The organism is Burkholderia sp. Bp9140, assembly GCF_003853425.1.
Taxonomy (GTDB): domain Bacteria; phylum Pseudomonadota; class Gammaproteobacteria; order Burkholderiales; family Burkholderiaceae; genus Burkholderia.
In genome coordinates this window covers 1-1,891 of the sequence record NZ_QTPQ01000097.1, presented here as the reverse complement: position 1 = coordinate 1,891, position 1,891 = coordinate 1, and the positions used below count along the sequence as shown (strand labels likewise).

General features: G+C 67.6%; 1 protein-coding gene. It reads left to right on the top strand.

The window, feature by feature from the left end; all coding sequences use genetic code 11:
* A partial coding sequence (gene acs / locus DIE21_RS36740; RefSeq protein WP_124502196.1) for an acetate--CoA ligase occupies positions 1–1,891 on the top strand: 1,891 nt, incomplete at both ends.

Here is a 1,891-nt window from a genome sequence, read left to right as displayed (position 1 = left end):
TTTCCGGCATGCCGGCCTACCAGGCGCTGGCCGCCGAGGCCGAGCAGGATTACGAAGGCTTCTGGGCGCGTCTCGCGCGCGAGGGCCTCAGCTGGCACAAGCCGTTCACGAAGGTGCTCGACGAGAGCGACGCGCCGTTCTACAAGTGGTTCGACGACGGCGAACTCAACGCGTCGTACAACTGCCTGGACCGCCACGTCGAAGCCGGCAACGGCCAGCGCGTCGCCGTGATCTTCGAGGCCGACGACGGCACCGTCACGCGCATCACCTATGCCGAGCTCCTCACACGCGTGTCGCGCTTCGCGAATGCACTGAAGAAACGCGGGATCGGCAAGGGCGATCGCGTCATCATCTATATTCCGATGTCGATCGAGGGCATCATCGCGATGCAGGCCTGCGCGCGCATCGGCGCCACGCACTCGGTCGTGTTCGGCGGCTTCTCCGCGAAATCGCTGAACGAGCGGCTCGTCGACGTCGGCGCCGTTGCGCTCATCACGGCCGACGAGCAGGCGCGCGGCGGCAAGACGCTGCCGCTCAAGCGCATCGCCGACGAAGCGATCGCGATGGGCGGCTGCGAAGCGGTCAAGAGCGTGATCGTCTATCGCCGCACCGGCGGCAAGATCGACTGGCATGCCGGGCGCGACCTGTGGATGCACGAAATCGCAGACGGCGAGTCCGACACGTGCGTGCCGGAATGGGTCGGCGCCGAGCATCCGCTGTTCATCCTGTATACGTCGGGCTCGACCGGCAAGCCGAAGGGCGTGCAGCACAGCACCGGCGGCTACCTGCTGTGGGCCGCGCAGACGATGAAGTGGACCTTCGACTGGAAGCCGACCGACGTGTTCTGGTGCACGGCCGACATCGGCTGGGTCACGGGCCACACGTACATCACGTACGGCCCGCTCGCGTGCGGCGGCACGCAGGTCGTGTTCGAGGGCGTGCCGACTTACCCCGACGCCGGCCGCTTCTGGAAGATGATCGGCGATCACAAGGTCACCGTGTTCTATACCGCGCCGACCGCGATCCGCTCGCTGATCAAGGCCGCCGAGGCCGACGACAAGGTCCATCCGAAAAGTTACGACCTGTCGAGCCTGCGCATCATCGGCACGGTCGGCGAGCCGATCAATCCGGAAGCGTGGATGTGGTACCACAAGCACGTCGGCCAGGAGCGCTGCCCGATCGTCGACACGTGGTGGCAGACGGAAACCGGCGGCCACATGATCACGCCGCTGCCGGGCGCGACGCCGACGGTGCCCGGTTCGTGCACGCTGCCGCTGCCGGGCATCATGGCCGCGGTGGTCGACGAGACGGGCCAGGACGTGCCGAACGGGCAAGGCGGCATCCTCGTCATCAAGCGCCCGTGGCCGGCGATGATCCGCACGATCTGGGGCGACCCGGAGCGCTTCAGGAAGAGCTACTACCCCGAGGAGCTCGGCGGCCGGCTGTATCTGGCCGGCGACGGCACGGTGCGCGACAAGGACACCGGCTACTTCACGATCATGGGCCGGATCGACGACGTGCTGAACGTGTCGGGCCACCGGCTCGGCACGATGGAGATCGAGTCGGCGCTGGTCTCGCATGAGCTGGTTGCGGAGGCAGCGGTGGTTGGCCGCCCGGACGACACGACCGGCGAGGCGGTGGTCGCGTTCGTGGTGCTGAAGCGTTCGCGTCCGGAAGGCGAGGAAGCGGCGGCGCTCGCGAAGGCGCTGCGCGACTGGGTCGGCAAGCAGATCGGGCCGATCGCGAAGCCGAAGGACATCCGCTTCGGCGACAACCTGCCGAAGACGCGCTCGGGCAAGATCATGCGGCGCCTGCTGCGCTCGCTCGCCAAGGGCGAGGCGATCACGCAGGACACGTCCACGCTCGAGAACCCGGCGATCCTCGACCAGCT